3 protein-coding genes are annotated in these 19,166 nt (G+C 56.4%); all 3 read left to right on the top strand.

What is annotated here, in order from left to right; all coding sequences use genetic code 11:
- Positions 1-208: 208 nt before the first annotated feature.
- The 3 genes from ACKGJP_RS09390 (at position 209) to ACKGJP_RS09400 (ending at position 19,124) form a co-directional block, all read left to right on the top strand.
- Positions 209-14,662, top strand: a complete 14,454-nt coding sequence (locus ACKGJP_RS09390; protein ID WP_409345393.1) for an S-layer homology domain-containing protein — start codon at positions 209-211, stop codon at positions 14,660-14,662.
- A gap of 230 nt (positions 14,663-14,892) precedes the next feature.
- Positions 14,893-17,997 (top strand): ATP-binding protein, encoded by a 3,105-nt coding sequence (locus ACKGJP_RS09395; protein ID WP_409345394.1) that lies wholly within the window; start codon positions 14,893-14,895, stop codon positions 17,995-17,997.
- Positions 17,994-19,124, top strand: coding sequence for a response regulator (locus ACKGJP_RS09400; protein WP_409345395.1), 1,131 nt, complete (start codon positions 17,994-17,996; stop codon positions 19,122-19,124). The genes ACKGJP_RS09395 and ACKGJP_RS09400 overlap by 4 nt, the downstream gene beginning before the upstream one ends.
- The last annotated feature ends 42 nt before the right edge of the window (positions 19,125-19,166 follow it).

A 19,166-nucleotide genomic window follows, 5' to 3' on the forward strand; every position in this document is an offset into this window, starting at 1 on the left:
ACCGCGAGGGCTTGATCCTGCGCGGTTTTTGTCTTTTTTTGTCCGAGTTTTTCATTATTCTTTTATTGGGCCGAAGTAGACTTAGAGTGGAAAGCTGCTAATCTGTCTGCGGAATGAAGGCTCCTGTCGAACCGTACGAAGTCACCTCAAGAAAACGGACATGCCGAATACGATGACAAGTTTCGTTTAATAGGAAAGGAGATTTATTATGGGAAGGTATTTTACTAGGAAGTGGAAGGTTATCGTGCTCAATTGGCTTCTGATTGTAAGCATGATTTGCGGGATAGTGCCGCCGGGTATCGGCTCGGCGAACGAAACCGCGGCTTCGTCGACCGCTCCATCCGCGAAAGCGGATCTTTCGGGCCATTGGGCGGAGAAAACGTTGTCCGAGTGGATCGATAGGGGGTTTATCGAAGGCTACCAGGACGGTACCGTCCGCCCCGATCTGATCATTACGCGAATCGAATTCGTCGCACTCGTCAATCGATTGTTCGCTTACAAGGGGACGGCCGACGTTTCCTTCAAGGACGTGCCTGCTGCTGCCTGGTTCGCCCCTCAGGTAAGAGCGGCCGCAGAGGCCGGATATATTCAGGGGTACCCCGACGGCAGCTTCCGGCCGAACGAAGCGCTTCTCCGCGTGGAAGCGGCGATGATGCTTTCGAAGCTCGTTCCAGTGGTTATTCCGGAGGGGAAGAACGCTCTTGATGCGTTCAAGGATCAGAACAGCGTGCCGGGCTACGGCCGCGATTCGCTCGGCGCCGCAATGGAGTCGGGATATATCGACGGCTATCCGGATCAAACCGTTCGCCCTTCGAAGCCTCTCACGCGAGCCGAAGCCGTCGTCTTACTGGACCGGATTCGGAAGAAATCCGTTGTAAAAGCCGACGGAGGAATCGTTCCGGCAGCCCGAACGCTGGATTCCGCAGGTACATACGGACCGGCGACAGGCTCGTATACGGTAGCGGGGGATCTTACGATAGACGCTCCGGGCACCGTGCTGCGGAATACGGTCATCAAGGGAAACTTGGTGATCGGCAAAAAGGTCGGAGAAGGAGACGTCTTCCTCGACCATGTTACCGTGCTTGGGAGCACGATGATAAATGGCGGAGGGGAACACAGCATTCATATTGACAACTCCCAGCTGGGGACCGTTGTCATCGATAAGACGGATGGCCGGATTCGGGTTGTCGTCGGAGGATCGACGGTAATCGAACAGATGGACGTCCAGTCGGATGCCCGCATTGAATCGAACGGGACAGCGTCCGGCGGCATCGAAGGCATCGTTATCACTGCGGACGGAGAAGTCGTCTTGTCCGGCGCTTTCGGCCGGGTTGAGATCAAGAGCGACGTTAAGGTAAGCGTCAGCTCGGGGAAGATTGATCGTCTATCGGTAAACGAGAACGTAAACGACTCTACCATTACGCTGAGTCAAGGCGTCCAGGTAGCTGCGATGGAATTGCACGGCGCTTCCAGCGTGAAGGGGGAGGGCGAGATCGGCAAAGCGCTGGTCGACGCCCCCAATGTTCATTTCGAGACCAAGCCGGGCAGCGTAGAGACGACGATACGGGGCGAGGGGCCTGCCGCTCCGTCGGGAGGTTCCGGCAACGGGGAGACACCGACGACGGCACCTACATCGGCGCCTACACAGGCACCGACATCGACGCCGACGGCAACGCCGAGTGCGACGCCAACGGCAACGCCGAGCGCGACGCCGACGGCAACGCCGAGTGCGACGCCAACGGCAACGCCGAGCGAAACGCCAACGGCAACGCCGAGCGCGACGCCAACGGCAACACCGAGTGCGACGCCAACGGCAACGCCGAGCGCGACGCCAACGGCAACGCCGAGCGCGACGCCGACGGCAACGCCGACTGCGACGCCGACGGCAACGCCGAGCGCGACGCCAACGGCAACGCCGAGCGAAACGCCAACGGCAACGCCGAGCACGACGCCAACGGCAACGCCGAGCGCGACGCCGACGGCAACGCCGACCGCGACGCCGACGGCAACGCCGACTGCGACGCCAACGTCAACGCCGAGCGCGACGCCGACGGCAACGCCGACTGCGACGCCAACGCCAACGCCGAGCACGACGCCGACGGCAACGCCGAGCGCGACTCCGACAGCAACGCCAACACCAACGCCAACGCCGACGGGCAATCCGACCGTGGCTGTAAGCGTTGCGGTAAGCCAGCCAAGCGCAGCCGGCATCCAGTTGACCTTCAACCCTGCCGTTCCTAATTTGACCGCAGATGCGGTTACCCTTAAGAACGCAGCCAACGTATCCGTGCCGGTCGAATCCGTTGCTACGTTATCCGGCGGATATACTTACCGTGTTACGGCCGCTATGCATGAGGGAGAGTCTTATACGGTAACGCTGGCCAAAACAGGCTATGATTTTGGCGCTGCGGTTACGTTCAGCGTACCGGTCACGCCGCCGCAAGATATCGCGGTCACGGCACCGGCGCAACATATAAGCGCAGCCGGCTTCCGCGTGTCGTTCGATAAGCCGGTCGCGGGACTGGCGGCTTCCGATTTTAAGTTGAAGCAGAGCGGGACGGGGGACGCCGTCGGCATTACGAGAGCGGAGACGACCGATGACGGAGCTTCGTACGTATTGACCGCTTCGCTGGCGGAGGGCAGCAGGTATGCGTTGACCATCGTCAAGGCGGGGTATAGCTTTGGAAGCGAGGTTACGGTATTTGTGCCGGTCACGACTCCGCAAGTCGTCACGGTAACGGCGGCGGTTTACGGAATCGGCGAGGGGGGATTCACGGTAAGATTCAGCAAGCCGGTAGCGGGTTTAACCGCCGACCATTTCAGCCTCGCGAAGGACGATGGAACGGCGGTCACGATATCCGGTGCGGCAACGGATGACGGGGGCATTTCTTATGCCATTTCCGCGGCGCTTGCCAAAGGCGGGGTCTATACCCTAGCGATAGCCAAGACCGGATACGATTTCGGCTCTGCACAGGAGGTCTCGGTGCCGGGCGCCGCGGACGAGGTTGTCGTACCGTCGGTGAGCCGAGTGACGAGGGGCGGATTTATTTTGTCGCTGGACAAGCCGGTGCCGGGATTGGATCCGCTGAGCCTAAGTCTCCAGGACAACAACGGGCAGACCGTAAGTATCGACATGCTCAGCGCCGTTGTTGTCGGCAGGAAATACGAGGTTTGGGCAACGCTTGATAAAAATAGTACGTATACCCTGACCCTGAGCAAGGAAGGATACGTTTTTGCCGAGCCCGTCACTTTACAGGCGGAGTCTGTCGAGATGCCGGCCACGGTAGGCTGGATCTCTCACCAAGGCTTCCTTCTAAACTTTACGAATCCGGTCAGCGGTTTGTCGGCCGATCCAATCACCTTGAGAGATTCGGCAGGAAATCCGGTTCACCCTGTAAGCATCCGGCTTGGCGGCGATGGCAAATCCGCTATCGTGGAGGCAAATCTTTCAGCCGGAGGCGCCTATCGTTACCGGCTGGATACGGACGACGACCGCTTCGCCGAAGGAACCGTCAACGTTCCCGCATCGATCACCGTAAGCAAGTACACGACCTTCGACGGATCGTTCGGAAACTATACCGGCCTTACGGTTCATTTTGCCAATCCGGTGCCGGGCTTAACAGCCGCTGCGTTCCAGTTGACAGGCGGGAACGGGAATCCCATCGCGTTCACTTCCGTTTCGACCGCAGACAATGGCGCCAGCTATTCGCTTCTAACTTCGCAAGTAAGCTCGGGCGGTCCTTTTGTGCTCGCTATCACGGCATCGGGTTACGATTTCGGAGCTCCGGCCAAGCTGGTGAACGCAACTCTCAACCTGTGGAACGCCGGACGGCAGCCGACGCAATTTATGGCCGGCTTGAATCCGAGCGTGCCGAATTTGACCGTGGACAATTTTAGTGCCAAGGATGCGGCAGGCAAAGATGTTGCGATAACGAATGTCGCTTGGGACAACGGGCAGCGTATGTACATCGTTACCTTTAACGGCCAAGGTGGACAGAGCTATAGCGTATCTGCTAAAGCCGAAGGTTACGATTTCGGTGCTCCGGGAACGATTCGGATATTTGCCCAAAATGCGATCGTGAATCCTTCATATACCGGATTTACCTTGGGGCTCAATCCGCCCGTTGCGATCAATACGGAGTATGGATTTACGCTCGCGAGAGACAACGGCAGCTCGGTTGCCATCCGTTCGGTCGTGACAGGCGACGGGGGCGGCAGCTATCGGATTGCGGCAGATTTAACGCCGGGCAGCTATCGTTTGACGGTAAATGCGGATATCGGCAGCAACGTATTCTGGTTCGCGGTTCCGGTCGTAGCGACCGTATCGGTCGACCAAATTACCGATAAAGGCTTGAACGTCAAATTGAACTATCCGGTTAACGGGCTTGACGCCGGCAGTTTTGTTCTCGTCAATGCCGTTACGGGCGACCAAGTGAGCATTCAATCCGCATCGACGACGGACCAGGGCGGCACTTACCGCCTTGCGGCCGGTTTGCCCGGAGGCAGCTACAATCTGAAACTGACCGGACACTTGCCTGCCGCCGGCGTCCATTTCCAGGTTGCCGAGACGATCGTTGCCGGCGTATCTACGATAACGAAGGTCACGAAGGCAGGCTTCGATCTCGCGTTCGAACACGCCGTGCCCGGCTTGCTGCCGGCCCATATCGAGATCCGTGATTCGCAGAACAATAGGTTGAGCGGAATTGCGCTGGCAACGGACGATAATGGCGCCAGCTATCACGTATATGTTAATCTGGCCAGCCATGCAGACTATACGGTAATGCTTGAGAAAGATTATGTCGCGTTCGATTCCCCGATTGCGTTCCATGTCAATCGTTTCGTATCGGGAAGCGTTATGGATGTGACGGGCGACGGACATTTGATCTTGAAGTTCTCTCCCGCGTTCCCTGAGATTGAGAATTATTTCGGGTTATCCTTAACGGACGCGAGCGGCCGGATTTATTATCCGAACTTGTTCGAGTCGGCTGACGGCGGCGCCAGCTACCGGCTTTATGTTCCGAATCAGCTTCAACCGGGGACAATCTACGCGTTCAAGCTCGATATGCCCGGATACGAGATGAGCCCGGTGCCGTTCACGACGCCGCCGGCTGTACACGTCTCGGAAGCGACGACTTCAGGATTAAGAGTAAGTTTCGGCACTCCGATCCCGGGACTTCTGAAAAAGAACTTTATCGTTCGCAGCGCTCAAGGGGAGACGATTGTCCTGACATCGGCGGTTACGAACGACGGCGGAGCGAGCTACCTGCTTGCGGGTGCGCTGGCAGGCGGCAGCTATTATACCTTGCAATTGAAACCGGAAGCCGCTTATCAAATCAACGCGCCTGTACCGTTTTTCGTTACGAAGATCGTCTCGGCTGCAATCAATGGAGTGACCGATAAAGGCTTCAAGCTCAAGTTCAGTTCCCCAATCGCCGGATTGTCGGCTAATCAGCTTATTCTTCGCGATCCGAGCGGGAACCTGATTCCGAGCAGTCAATATTCCTTGGAGTCCGGCGACCAGGGACTTAGTTACCAAGTTTACTTGACCATGTTCAGTCCGGGTGTGGGATACACGTTGGATCTGGCCAGAGACGAATTCAAGCTGGCGTCTCCGGCCGCGTTTGACATTCCGGCATCGGTGTCCGTCCGTCTGCTTGGGATGAAGACGAATGAAATCGTCATCTACGTATATCCGGACTTGCCCGGCTTGAACGCGGACAACTTTGCCTTATTTGACAGCCAAGGCCGCAAGGTCGCGATAACGGCGACCTATCAGGGCGGCAGCCTTTACAAGATCGAAGGGATCTTCGATCAGGCGGAAACGTACACGCTCACGGCGAGTGCCCCGGGCTATTCGTTCGGAGATCCGATCAAAGCCGGATTCAAGATGAATGTCGATGTCATCGTCAACCTGCAAACCCAGACGGGCTTCAAGCTGCACCTGTTCCCGGCGGTAGCGGAGTTGGACGCTTCCCATATTACGGTAACCGATGAAGGCGGAAACCCGATCGCGCTGCAATCCGCAGCAACGGCGGATTCCGGGGCGACCTATACTGTCCTTGTGCCGTTAACCGCAGGGAAAGCGTATACCGTTAGGATCGCTAAGGAGCATTATCATTTCTTCGCGCCGCCGGCATTCACCCTGAGCGCGAGACAGGCATCGGTCGACCATGTATCCTTGACAGGCTTTAGGCTAAACTTGACGTCTCCACTCAGTCTATTCTCTACCGACTTGAAGCTTGTAAACGATCAAGGCGAACCGGTTAAAAACGTTTCTATCGTGTCGCGGGACGCGGGCTTGACCTATGTGGCGTATGCGGCGCTCGCTGCCGGCGTGCCGTATACGCTGCAGATCAATAAGATGGGGTATGATTTCGGAGCGGCAATTCCGTTGTCCATTCAAGCGGTTACCCCTTCTTTCGTAGGCATGGAGAGCGGAAACAACAACGCGTTTATGCTTCACTTCGATCATGCCGTACCGAACATGCGCGCAAGCGACTTCCAGATCAGACGAAACGGAAACGCCGCTTTCCTCCCCGTGCAGCAGGTTACGACTACGGACGGAGGATTCACCTATAAGATCGAATCCGCCTTCTGGGGAGCGGAGAGCTATTCGGTTCTTCCGGTGAAGGACGGATATGACTTCGGCTCGTCTGTCGTGATCGACGTGCCTGTCATCGTACGCACGGCCGTATTGCGCTCGGGAGCCGCCCATGTCGACATCAGCCTAAATCCGGCGGTTCCGGACTTGAGCACTGGACATTTCAGGCTGGAAGACAGCTCCGGCCAACCGTTGACCGCAGCATCGGCCGTGACGGAAGACGGCGGCGCGACATATCGTGTGACTTCCGCCTTCGGCGGCGGCCAGACTTACACGGTTACCCTAGATAAGGAAGGCTATGATTTCGGCGGCGGACTTTCCGTCTTCTTCCCAAGTATCATTACCGTCAGTTTGGGCGAAAGCAATGCTCGGCAGATGATTGCAAAGCTATCTCCTGCCGTGGGTGGTTTGCCGGCAAGCAGCTTTACGATTCGCGATTCCGGCGGCCAGCCAATTCCGATCGACTCCGTCACCGAGTTTAACGACGGAATGGCCTATGCATTGGTTGCCTCACTGAACGAGGGCGAGTCCTACATGCTATCGCTTTCGGCTTCGGATTACGATTTCGGATCCGCTTTGACGGCAACCGTGCCGATTACGGTAACGAAAACGGTTGAAGCGATTCGCCGCACCGGTTTCACCGTGAAGCTGAACAAGGCCGTGCCGGGCTTAAGCGCGAGCCAGTTTACTCTGCTGGACGTTCAAGGCCGGCAGGTCGGGCTTCAGGCGGCAAGCTCAAGCGATGGAGGACAATCGTATCAGGTTCAAGCCTCCCTCACGGAAGGCCAATCCTATACCGTGGCAATAGCGCAAAGTCTGTACGATTTCGACACCGGTACGCCGCTGCTCGTACCCGTTCCGGTAACGCCGTCGATTGCCGCAGCTGCGCGCAAAGGATTCACGCTGAGCTTGCCGGCATCGATAGCAGGACTTTCCGCAGCCAACGTATCGCTGCTGGACAATGGAGGAGCATCCGTCCAGGTGGACGCTTTGACCACGGCGGACGGCGGTTCGACGTATGCGGCGGCAGCCGAATTGAAGGACGGTGAAAGCTACACGTTGACCGTTACGTCGCCTGGCTACGATTTCGGTACGCCTTTGCCATTCGTCGTTCGAAGCTTGTCGACTTCGGATATGACCGTATCCTGGTTCAGCTTGAATCTGAGCGTGGCCATCCCGCGCTTGAAGGCGTCGTTCGTCAAGCTTGCCGATAGCTCTGGCAATGCGATCCCGCTGGACGCTACCAGCTTTTACGACAGCAACTGGAATAACGCCAATGCCGGCAAAGCGTATACGGTTCAAGTCCGGTTGACCCCTGGCGAAATCTACACGGTAACGGTTGCGGATCCGGAAAATCCGGTCGAGGGGCCGATTGAAGCGATTTTACCGCTTGTCGTCCGCAGTCAAGTGGAACACGCAGACCGTAACGGGTTAACCGTATCGCTATCACGGGCGCAAACCGTTCTGCAGCAAGGCAATGTCGAGATCGTAACGGAAGCGGGCGATGCAGTCGCCGTAACCGGGGTTGTTCCCGGCACGACGGTAGGAACCTACATCATTCAGGCCGCGCTGGCGGAAGGCGGCACTTATTCGCTTCGTTTCAACAAGAAGGGGATTGATTTCGGTGCTGCAGCCAGCCTGTACGTCCCTATTCATGTCGTCGCGAACGTCTCGACCGTGAACGAGAACGGCTTTACCCTTTCGCTGACCGTGCCGGCGCCGGAATTGAACATCGCGCTGCACGATAAACTCGGCAATCCGGTAACGCTTGCCTCGGTCACGACGCCGGATGGCGGACAAACGTACAAAGTTGTCGCAAACTTGACTTACAATAAGGAGTTTTCGCTGAGTCTCGGCAAGGCAGGCTACGAGTTCGGTGCCGATTTGACAGTGAACAACGTCAGCTCGCCTCCGCAATTGCTCGCTGCAACGTCCAGCGAGAGCGGAACGCAGATCCTTCTGACATTTGACAAACCGCTGGAGAGCGTGCACCCGTATTCGTCGTTCTCGGTCATGATCGACTCCCAGTGGCAGAGCTCCGTGAATGCCGTGCTTGGGGCGGATCGGACGCAAATCGTCTTGACCTGGAGCGGCAGCGGCCGCACGATCGGTTCGTCGTCCACGGCGGCAGTCGCCTATCCGAACGTGAACAGGGTTAAAGCGGTGAATCAAACGTATCTTGCCACCTTCGGCGAAGTGCCGGTGGCGAATGTCGCGACGGTGCTCGGTTACGTGACGAGTTATCCCTACAAGTACAACGCCGAATATCCGGCGCAGGTGCTTCATAACCAGTATGGCAAGACGGCATTGGAAACGGCTCAATTGCTGAGAGACGGCGGATTTACGACCGTAACCATTTACAAATGGGTCTTTAGCGGGTACCGCTTAAGTGACTTGGCTGAGCGCGCCCAGCTTTTCTATGCGATGCAAGCCGATGCCGCAACGATATACGAAGTCTTATCGTCATTAAGCTTTTCTTTCACCAATAATCAGAGTCTGGCCCGAGACTTGATCTCCGCAGGGTATAAAGCCGGCGAAATCGCGCCCGCTTTGCGGAAGCTCGGCTACCCGGCTAAAAATGTCGTACCTGCGCTCAAGTCTTCTGGCGTAACTGCCAAGGAAATCGCAAAAATGCTGCGCTCCGTGTATGAAGAGGCGAGCGGCAGCACAACCGGCCTGCTGAGGAACGCAGGCTACGGCAAGAACGATATTGCCGCAGCCGTTCAGCAGGCATACGGACTGACGGCCGGCGCTGCGATTCAAGCGCTTATGGAAGGCGGGCTTCCGGCAAGCGATGCCGCTTCGGTCATAAAAGAGCTCTATGCCGCGGATGCGGTTACGAGCGCCGGATGGCTGACTCAAGCCGGCTATAAGGCTAGCGAGATTGGCGCGGCGCTCACGCAAAACTACAGCTTTGCTGACGCGGCCGAATTTGTCGGAACCTTCCTGGGTGCGGGCTTCGCCATACCCGAAGTCTATTCGGTCGCTCGCGGAGCGTATTCGAAGATAGACACGGCGGCAGCGATGCTGGGTGCGAGCTTGCCGAACAGAGAGATCGCCGGTGCCGTGAGAGCGGCAGGCGACAGCCCGGGCATCGTCATCAGCGCTTTAGGGATGAGAAATTACGCCGCCAGCGATATCGCAATCGTTGTGAAGGACGTATGGGGAAGTGAGGGAACGACCTTAAGCGATGTCATGCTGCAATTCGGCAGCAACGGATACGATCTGGCGAAGCGGGCGGGCTTGCTTCGCGAAGTTTACGGAGCCGACATCTCTACGGCAATCGGGGCACTGTATGCGGGAGCGACTCCAGAACAAAGAAACGCCATGATCCGGTATCTGTTGATGGGCGGATACGAGCCTGCAGCCTTGGCGAATTATTTCATGAAACATGTGCCGTATGGCAACCGCTATGAAGTGTTCAGACAGCTTAAGCAAACAGGCATGACGACGGCTCGGGCACTGGAGACGGTTCGCGATGCCGTTGTGCAGGACGGTTCACCGTTTACATTAAGCGATGCCATGCAGATCTTCTATAAGGATTACACGAACCGCTACGAGGCGGCCGAGGTGCTAGCGGCTTTACGGGCGGCGTTCGCCGAGGATTCGGACACGGCGCTTGACGCGATTTCCTTAGCAGAAGCCATGAACGGCGTGCGGATGTGGGAAAAGTACGCGATCGCCAAAGCCCTGATCAATCAGCTCGGTCTGACCCTGCAGCAATGGGTCGAGCTGGAGCGGACGAATGCTTTCGCGCTGGCTTACGGCTGTCCGTGCTCCGTGCCGGCGATCGTCAAGGACTCGCAATATTTGTTCTCGGGAGCGACCATGGAGGACATTACGGTCGCCATGAGCTTGTCCAGCCGGTTTACACTTGATGATATCGTGGAAGGGACGATCCCTTTTTACCCGACGGGCGGTGTCAGAGAGAAGGGATTGCCTTATCTGACCTCCGCGCTGAAGAATGCGGGATATGCATTCGAGGAAGTCGCCGCCGTGTTCGAAAGCAAAGGCTGGACCGAGTGGATATCCGCCTTCAGCAAACACGGAATCGCGGCAAGCAGCGTAGCGGCTTATCTGAAAAACACGTCTCTTTCGATGGACCAGGTCATTGTCAAGCTGGCCCCTTATGCGCTTAAGAATATTGCGCTAGTACTGCGCGAGGAATACGGGCTGGATCAGAACGCAGCGATGGAGGCGATACGCCGGAACTCCGGCGATGACGAGCAGGAGATCGGCATGGCGCTTGCCTGGGCTTACGGAAGCGATCCGATCGCGCTTTGGATTCAGCTGCTGCGATCGGAAGGAGCGACGGCGACATCCGTCATCAATACGCTCAGAGCCCGTTATCCTTCCTACCGGGATGCCGAGCAAGCGGGGCCGGCTCTGATCAAGGGCGGCTTCAGTCAGGATGAAGTCATGAAGGGGCTGCTTGTGCTCGCTTCCGGCCGCAACAATTTGAAGGAAACAATCGGCGTGCTGCAGCTGCTCTATTCCCAGCAGCAGGTCACGATCGCGCAGCTTCTGACCGCATCATCGATCGACACGCCTACGGGCGGGATCGAGTTTTTGAAGAAGGGCGGTTACGAGCTATCGGATATCGCACGCACGCTCAAGGAATATTACGGCATTTCGGCAGGGGAAGCCGCCTATTTGCTCTCTGACGCTTATCCTTACGATGTGAACGGGATTCTGTTGGGGCTGGCAAGCATGTACGGGCAAACGCTCGAGACCACGATGGCCGAAACGCTCGAAGCGGAAGGAATCGACACCGTCGATGCCGGAATAGACTATTTGCGCAATGCGGGCTTCGGCATAAAAGAAATGGCCGGTCTGGCGAAATCGCGTTTCGGTCAGTCGGCCGGTCAAACGGCTCTTCTCTTCACGCAGAAGCATATGGGCGACAACAACGTGCTGATTACGTCGATTGCCGCGGCATACGACCAGTCCGTCGAGTCGACGATTCATGCGCTGCTTGTCGAACAGGGGGTCGCCGCTTATGCCGGCGCCATTACGTTCGTCTTCCAGGCGAAGTTCAGTTTGGCGACGAGCATCAAGCTGGCGAAGAACGGATACGGAATCTCGGCGGGAGCAGCCCTGCATGAGCTGCTCGCCTCCAATCGATATCGCCAATCGGACGTAGTTGCGGGCATCTCCGATATATACGGAAGCTCGCAAAGCCAGAGCATCGTCGAATCGCTCGCGTCAAGCCAGCTCCATACGCTTGGCGATGCGGTGCCGTTCCTTCAGAAGATGGGCTATGGCTTACGAAATATCGTACGAGTAGGCAAGGAGCATTACGGCCTGTCCGCCGGCGCCACGTCCGCCGCACTAATGGCGGCGGGGGGCTTTAGTCAAGCGGACATTGAGCGTGAGGTGTCCGCCATTTACGGACAGACCATGACGCAGACGGCACTGGATACGCTAGCGGAGATCGGAATTGCGACTTTTGCCGATGCAATCTCCGCTATGAAGAACAGGCAATTTACGCTGTCCGAAGTCGTGTTGGCCGCCAAATCCTATTACCTGCTGACGGCCGGCGAAGCGACCTATGCCTTATTGCAATCGAAACAATTTTTGAACTCGAATATCCTGAGTACCGTGGCCGAACTGTACGGGAAGCCGATCGGTCAAAGCCTTTCCGACTTGCTGAGAGCGAGCGGTATCGACACCATTATCGACGCCGCGCCATTCCTGCGTTCCATGGGCTATTCGCTGCAAGATGTCGTTTCGGTGTCCAAAGAGTATTACGGCAATTCGTCGAAGACGACCATCGACGCTTTAACCAGCCTTCAGCTTGAAGACAACAGCATCATAACGTGGACCGTACTCCAGATGTACGGCGAATCGAACGGGCAAGAATCCGCGCAGCGGAGCGCGGTGAAAGCGCTCGAGGAGGGCGGCATCACGAATGCGGCTGCAGCGATTTCCTATCTGTGGTCCAAAGGCTTCACGCTCCTGGACATCGCGAGCGCGCTCAAGGCCTATTACGGCAAATCGTCGGGGGAAACCGCTCAACTGCTTACAGCGGACGGATCGTTCGAAACGAGTACGATACTAAGCGGCTTGAACGCGTCTTACGGATCGACGTTCGATTCAGGGATGATCAAGGCTTTACTGACAGCGGGGGCCTTTTCGTCAGCCGAGGATTTTGCCCTGCAAATGAATGCGGGCGGTTATCGGATGGCGTACATCGTCCAGTCTCTGAAGTCGAGCTACGGCAAGTCGGGATCGGAGACGAAGGCGATTTTGATGGCGCTCGGCAAATACGCCGCGGCCGCCATCCAGTCGACCGTCGAGCAGCTGTACAGTGCGGTTGACACGTCTGCCGGCACTTTGCAAGAGGTTCTCAACCTGTATGGCATAACGACGGCGGAAGGAGCCGTTGCGTTCTTGAACCAGCAAGGCGCCCCGATGAAAGATATCCTCCAGTACTTGAAGGATGTGCACAAACTGGGAGCCGACGATGCCACGAAGCTGCTTGCGCCTTATTACAATGTCGTGGATATAGGGAATACCGTTCTTGCGCTTTATTACAGCGACACGAGCGTAGCTTACCTGAACCGATTGATTCCTCCGGGCTCCGCATCGTCGCCGAACGGCGTTGTCGGCTTTATGAAGGGGAAATTCAAGGATACGGATATCGTGCTTGCCTTGAAGGTAATCTTTAGCCTCGACGACCTGGGTGTCACGCAAGCTTTGGCGACAACGGATATACCGGCTGAACGCGTACGCGCAGCCGTAATCGAAGTGTTCGGATCCGATCCGTTATTCGCCTACTTGAAAGGGTTGAAGGAGAGCGGGTCGAATGCGGCCGCCATTGCCTCGGAGCTTGACCGGCGCGGGCTGCTAGAAACCGCCGAATCCGGCTATTTGGTCGATACGCTGTCGAAGCTCGGCTTCGATAATGCGACCGTTCTTACGATGCGGTACTATTATTACAATACATCGCGACATAACGCAGGCAGTGCGGAAGAACAGGGCGCGCAGCTGGTTCGCCTCGGTGTGGTCACTCCAGCGGGCATCTTTCAGAACGTGAGGAAGTGGAGCCGTCCGACGGCAATCGATATGATCGCGATCGTGAAAGCCGGGTTGCCGAACGCATCCATGGCGGACATTGTGCTTGCCATGCGCGATCAGGGTTACGAGAAAAGCGCGATCATGGACGCGCTCAGAATTCGGGGCGAGAATGGCGATGCCGTCGCGGCGATTTTAAAGAAGCTGGGGCTTTCGGCCGACGCTGCCTTGAACTATTTGAGGGACAGGACGCTAGACGATAAGCTGCGCTGGCTCCAGAGCAATGGATACGTGCTGGTCGAGTATTTGAAATACTTGAACGTCACCTCCAACGATACGATCGCGATCCTGAAGCAATCGGGCATGTCGGCTTCCGATCTTGCGCAGGCGCTCTTCCAGACTTCGGGGCTGAGCTTTTACTCTATTGCCAAAGTTTTGTACGACGGCGGTTTTACGCAAGTTTCCGATGTTGCGGGAGCCCTTATAGCTGCGCGCTGTCGTCCGGTATGGGTTCCGGGATATTTGCAGGAGATCGGCGGATGGACGCTGAAGGATATCGCCAAGGGGATGCTCGATTCGGATTTGATTTCCCTCGTCGAGCTCGTGGACGCGCTCCAGATGGCGAATGGCAATAATCTGAAGCAAACGTACACGATCATCAAAGAAGTTTCGACGCGCGAAAGACAGGCGTTCTACGATTCGCTGGAGACGGTGGAGCGCAAATTGCTAAGCAACAACGATATCGCGGTTATCGTCACAATCTCCGCGCTGCGGAACGCGAATAAAAGCATTGTGAGCATTACGAATCAGCTGAAGAAAACCGAAGTAATCGGCTATGAGGACGCGGCCAAAGTGCTGATTTTGTCGGGCTTCAATTTTTACGACGCTTTGGGAGCCGTTTGGGATGAATACCGCGATGCGATCGGCGCGACTATTATTATGAAGATGTTCGAGAAAGCTGCCGGTAGTTATATTTCCGATTTCAAGGATTATTACAAATTAGCTAAAATACTTGCCAAAATCGTCATCAAATTGCAGGAGTAACAAACGAAAGACCGACCCCGTCGAGGGTCGGTCTTTCGTTTGCCTTCTTCGTCGATAAGGGAATTCGATCTGTATGAAGTCTCGGTATCGACGTATTTCTATACCTTTTACGAACACGTATATGACCGGCTTAGCGATGACTATTCTCTCTCGCAATTGGAATACAGGCCGGAAAAAGTATGCTAAAATGAATCCGAATCTACTCACCCGAAGGCGGTGCCGGTTTATATATGACGCGTAAATGGCGTACCAAGCTCGCGCTGTTAGCCGGCTTGGTCATTGCTGCGGCAGCATTGTGCCTATCTCTCGTACATTACTTTCCTGCCAAAAGCGATCCCCGGGCAGCAGACGGCATCTTGGATCTGCGGCAGTGGAACTTTCAGGAAGACGGACAGGTTCGTCTTAACGGATACTGGAACATCCACTGGGGTCAACTGCTCGAGGATGCCGGTGCCGGAGCGGCCGCAACGATCGCGCAACCGGCCTTGGCGGAGGTGCCCGGAGTATGGACGCGCAACGGACTGCCGGGACGCGGCTATGCAACATACCGCTTAACCGTGCTTACTGATGGAGATACCGGCAAACTCGGTCTGCAAATTCCCGCGATAGCTCCTGCGTACCGGATTATAGTGGACGGGCGTGTCGTCGCGGAGGCGGGAGAGGTCGCACTCGACCGAACGAACGTGCACGCCGCCTATATGCCTCAGACTGTAGTATTCGATCCTCCCGGCAAGGCGTTCGATCTCTTTATCCAGATATCTAATGAATTGTATCCTCAAGGCGGTATTTGGTACAGCATGACGCTCGGCACCGAGCGTTCGATGCTCGCCTTGAAGGAACGTACGGCAATCGCGGACATGGCGGCATTCGGAGGCTGCGCACTGCTGGGCTTGTATCAGCTTGCGTTGTTCGCGTTGCGCCGTTCGGATCGCTCCTCTCTATTTTTTGGCATTTGCTGTATGTTGGGCGCGGTTCGAATCGGGGCGGCAGGGGGGATGTATATCGTTCATCTCTTTCCGGATACGGATATCCGGCTGCTTATTATGCTGGAGTATTTGACTTATTACGGCGGCGTTACGGCAGCGCTGCTGTTCGTGAGGGAGCTCTATCCGAAGGAATTCAGACCGGCCGTCATACGGGTCCTGGTTATTACGGGTTTAGCCTTCATCGGAAGCGTGCTGCTGCTTCCCGCCGAATGGTACACGCGCTACATTGAAGCGTACAAATATATTTCGTTAGGTAGCATGGCGTACATCCTGTTCGGTTTTGCGTTGGCAGTATGGCGAAGCCGAAGCGGCGCGCTGCTTCAGCTAACGGGGTGGCTCCTATTTGCAGCCTCGGCTCTTCATGATATTTTATACAGCGTCGGACGGATCGTTTGGATCGATCTTCAGCTCGTACCGTACGGGTTCATCACGCTTGTGTTTATCGAGGCGATGGAGCTTGCCAGAAGGTTTACGAACGCATACCGCATTATCGGCCGAATGTCGGACGAGCTGATCTCTGCGAACCGGATGAAAGACGAATTTTTGACCAATACCTCGCATGAGCTGAAGACGCCCCTGCACGGGATATTGAATCTTTCTGTGGCTCTAACCGAACAAAAGTCGGGGCCGCTGAACGAATACCAGCGTGAACAGTTGGAGGTTGTAGTTTCCGTAGCCCGTCGCATGTCGAATCTCATTAACGATATTCTGGATTTGTCTCGCCTGAAGAATAGCGGTCTTCAGCTGCACTGCGGGCCAGTCGACGTTCGCACGGTCATATCTGCGCAGCAGGAAGTGTTCCGCCACTATATCGGGGACAAGCCGGTAACGCTGCGTCTCGATTGGCCGGAAATGCTGCCTTATGCGTATGCCGACGAGAGCCGTCTGCTGCAGATAGCGTATAACCTCATCGGAAATGCGATTAAGTTTACGGCGGAAGGCGAAGTTACGGTATCGGCGCGGGCGGAAGGCCGTATGCTGCATCTGGCGATCACCGATACCGGTATCGGCATAGAGGGCGAGATGCTGGAGACGATCTTTCAATCGTTCGAGCAAGTAGGGACGTCCGTTGCCAGAGAGTACGGCGGAACCGGACTTGGGCTCGGGATCGCAAGAAGGCTGGTCGAGCTCCACGGGGGACGGATATCGGTAAAGTCGGCTGTAGGGAAAGGCTCTGTCTTTACCTTTACGATCCCCGTATTTGACGATAGCCTGGCGCAAAAAGATAGGTTACAGTCAAGCGAGGAGAAACGCGAAGCTGTAAGCATAACGTCTGCCAGGCTGGAGACTGCGGCTTCGGCAGCCCGGGTTCCGAACCGCGGTTCGACAAGGGATCGCGCAATTTTGGCGGTCGATGACGACCCGGTCAATTTGCGGGTGCTTCAAGCGGTGTTGGCGGACGAGCCCTACGAAATCGTTACCGCATCGAACGGGAAGGAAGCCTTGGAGATGCTGAGCCGCTTAGGCGGGAGAATCGGATTGGTCATTTTGGATGTGATGATGCCGGGACAGACGGGGTATGAGACTTGTCTTCAGATTCGGCAAAAGTACGCGCTCTTCGAGCTGCCGGTTCTGCTGACGACGGTTCGCAGTGAGCGGGCGGACGTGATGTACGGCTTCGAAGTAGGCGCGAACGATTATTTAACCAAGCCGTTTCAAGCCCACGAGCTGCGGGCAAGGACGCGGACGCTTCTGGAGATGAAACGCTCCGCCGAGGATGCGGTTCGCTCGGAGCTGGCGTTCCTGCAGGCGCAAATCAAGCCCCATTTTCTGTATAACGCACTGAATACGATTATTTCCTTATCGCTGGAGGAGCCGCAGACCGCACATGATCTGCTGCTGAATCTCAGCCGTTATCTCCGCGGCAGCTTCGACTTTGCGAATAAGGAAAAGCTGGTGTCTCTGCGCAAAGAGCTGGAGCTTGCCGATGCTTACCTCCAGATCGAGCGTGCCCGATTCGGCGAACGGCTGCGTATTCGCTTCGAGGTGGACGAAAGTGCAGCTTGCCTGCTTCCGCCGCTGACGCTGCAGCCGCTCGTAGAGAATGCGGTGAGGCACGGAATAAGCAAGTTGGAGGACGGAGGAACGGTAACGGTAACCGTTCGCGCCGGTTACGGCTGTACGACGATTTCCGTCGAAGACGATGGCGCAGGTATGCCAGAGGGGGTGCGTACTATGCTTTCGAAGGATGACGAGGGCAAAGGCGGCGTGGGGCTTCGTAACATTCACCAGCGAATGATGAAGCTGTTCGGCACGGGACTTGAGGTCGAGACGGGCAGCGCGGGAGGCACGAAAGTCACGATTCGCATCCCTCAGGCCGAACGGGACAGCAAGGAGGAGCAGATATGATCCGAGTTGTGGCGGTTGACGATGAACGGCCTGCCCTGCGGAGGGTCGGACAACTGCTGGAATCATTCGAAGAAGTTCGGCTATGCGGTTTGTTCGACAAAGCAATGGCCTTCTTGGAGCATGTCTTGACGGATCCGGAGCCGATCGACTTGGCAATTCTCGATATGGACATGCCCGTGCTGCACGGCCTTGAGCTGGCGCGCAGGCTTCGCGAATGCCACCCGGACATCCATATCGTTTTTCTTACGGCCTACGAGGAGTTTGCCAGGGATGCTTTCGAGGTGGAGGCGCTCGATTATTTGTTAAAGCCGGTGACGAAGGAAGATTTGTCCCGAACGATCAACCGGTTTCACAAACGGAGCGGACGCGGCGTCGAACAGGATCAACCGATTAATCAGGGAATCGCTGTGCACAGCTTCGGCCCTTTTACCGTGACGACCGAGACAGGCTCTCAGATCCGATTCCGGAATTCGAAGGGGAAGGAGCTTCTTGCCTACCTGCATCATTACGGAGGCAAGCCGGTCAGCAAGTCGCAGATAATGGAGGAAATCTGGTACGGCCGCGATGTGGAGCGTACCCAGGTCAATCTTCATTCGACGGTGTATCAACTGCGCAAGGATTTGGAAGCCGGCGGCTTGCCCGATCTCATCGGGCAGTCGAAGACCGCAGGAGGCAGCTACAGCCTGAATTGGTCGGTATCCTTCGATGACGTCGCCGCATACGACAACGAGGTCAGGCTAATTAAGCGCAGCTTGTCCTTGACGCATGCGCTCAAAGCGGTGCAATACTACGGAGCGGGCTATATGGCCGGAAGCGGCTATGGCTGGGCCGCACCGCGGCAGGCGGAGCTGGAGCTGAGCTATACGGAGGTCTTGGAAGCGATCGTGGATACGTATGTACGGCAGCAGCGCTACGATATCGCGTTGAATCCGATGCGGAAGTGGGCCGAAATGCTCCCGTTAAGCGGACGGCTTCATGCCAAGATGATCGCTCTGCTGCTGCTTATGGATAGGGAAGCGGATGCGAAGGCCTACCATGAGCTTGTGCACGAGCTGCTCGTTCGGACGGAGGATCTGTCGGAAATTGAATTTGCCCGTTTGTCTGCCGACCCGTCGGTCATGTTTTGAACGGGTGTAGCAACGATATAGGAAAGAACGAACGGCTTTCTC

Origin of the sequence: Paenibacillus litoralis (genome assembly GCF_046244365.1) — a bacterium.
Classification (GTDB): domain Bacteria; phylum Bacillota; class Bacilli; order Paenibacillales; family NBRC-103111; genus Paenibacillus_V.